Raw genomic sequence first — 1,362 nt, 5'->3', positions numbered from 1 at the left:
TGGAGGGGGTGGAGGGGGTGGAGGGGGTGGAGGTACGGCTGAGACGCCCGCGGGAGCGGCGCCAGTCGCGGGGGGCACAGCGGCGCCAGTTGCGGGGCGTGACGCCCGCGAGGGGGGGCGTCTCGGAGACGGGCGCAAGATGCGGGCCACACGAGCGAGGACAACGGCGGCTCCCGTGCGGGCGAGGCGGGACGTCCGGCGCCTTAGGCGTGAGACGCTCGCGAGCGCAGCGCCAGTCGCGGGGCAGTCGGGCCGCCGGTCGCGAGACAGAGCGGCTGCGAGCACGGCGCCGGACGCGAGGGCGGACGGGACGCCTGCGGGCACGTCTCGAGCGCCGGACGCGAGGGCGGGTGTGACGCCCGCAGGCGCGTCGCCGATCGCAGTCGCGGGACGCTCGCGGTCGTGCCCCCAGGCAGCGGCCGCCTCCAGGCTGCCTAGAACGCGGCGTCGAAGGGCTCGCCGGGGAGCAGCTCGGCAGCCCCGGCGGTGGCCTCGGTGAGGACGCGCGCCAGCTCGTCCTGCTGGCCGTCGAGCACGCGCAGCGTGAGGGCCACCGCCGCGCCGAAGTCGGCGTCCTGCACGCGGGCGCCCGCGGCCTCGGCGGCGCGCACCGTCGGCTCGTAAAGGCGGTAGGGCACCTCGGCCAGCACATCGACCACGCGCGAGACGGTCACCACGCGCGCCGCGTCGATGGCCGCGCGCGTCGCATCCCCGTAGGCGCGCACGAGCCCGCCTGTTCCCAGGAGCACGCCGCCGAAGTAGCGCGTCACCACCACGGCCACGTCCTCGAGCCCCGCGTGCTGGACGGCCTCGAGCGTGGGCATGCCGGCGGTCTTGGGCGGCTCGCCGTCGTCGGTGTAGCGCACCCGGCCGCCGCGCAGCACGTAGGCGTACACGTTATGGCGCGCCATGCGGTGCTCGGCCCGCACCTCCTCGATGAACGCGAGCGCCTCCTCCTCGCTGGCCACGGGCGCCAGCTGCGCGATGAAGCGCGAGCGCTTCTCCACGATCTCCGCCGTGACGCGCGCCGCCACCGTCCGATAGGCCGCCATCACTCCCCCAGCTTCTCGGCGGCCTCGAGCCACTCGAGCTCAAGGGCCTCTATCTGGGACTCGAAGTCGGCGATCTCCTCCTGCAAGGCGGTGAGCACCAGGTAGTCGGACGGGTCGGCCTGGGCCATCTCCTGGCGCTTGGCCTCGATCTTGCCGCGCAGGGTGTCGGCCTTCTTCTCGTTGGACGCCATGAGCTTGCGCAGCGCCCGCTGCTCGCCGCCCGTGAGGCGCGCGCCCGTCTCCGGGGCCACATCCGCCACCGCGCCGGCGCCCCGCCTGGCCCCGCCTCCGCGCCCGCTGGCGCCCGCCG

1 protein-coding gene and 1 pseudogene are annotated in these 1,362 nt (G+C 75.7%); both read right to left on the bottom strand.

From position 1 onward, the window contains the following. Positions 1-434 precede the first annotated feature (434 nt). Positions 435-1,052 carry a YigZ family protein gene (locus tag D1643_RS11015; protein ID WP_160710645.1) on the bottom strand — a complete coding sequence of 206 codons (618 nt, stop codon included), beginning with the start codon at positions 1,050-1,052 and terminating at the stop codon, positions 435-437. Next, positions 1,052-1,362, bottom strand: a pseudogene (locus tag D1643_RS11010) (ABC transporter ATP-binding protein); the annotation flags it as partial. The gene D1643_RS11015 and the pseudogene D1643_RS11010, both read right to left, overlap by 1 nt.

Source organism: Enterorhabdus sp. P55, from assembly GCF_009911695.1.
Lineage (GTDB): Bacteria > Actinomycetota > Coriobacteriia > Coriobacteriales > Eggerthellaceae > Enterorhabdus.
Note: the sequence above shows the minus strand (reverse complement) of the source record. Positions and strands in the feature narration are given on the sequence as shown.

What these genes read in the sequence shown, in the direction of transcription:
- D1643_RS11015 (WP_160710645.1), bottom strand. Translation starts at nt 1,052, where the DNA reads ATGGCGGCCTATCGGACGGTGGCGGCGCGCGTCACGGCGGAGATCGTG.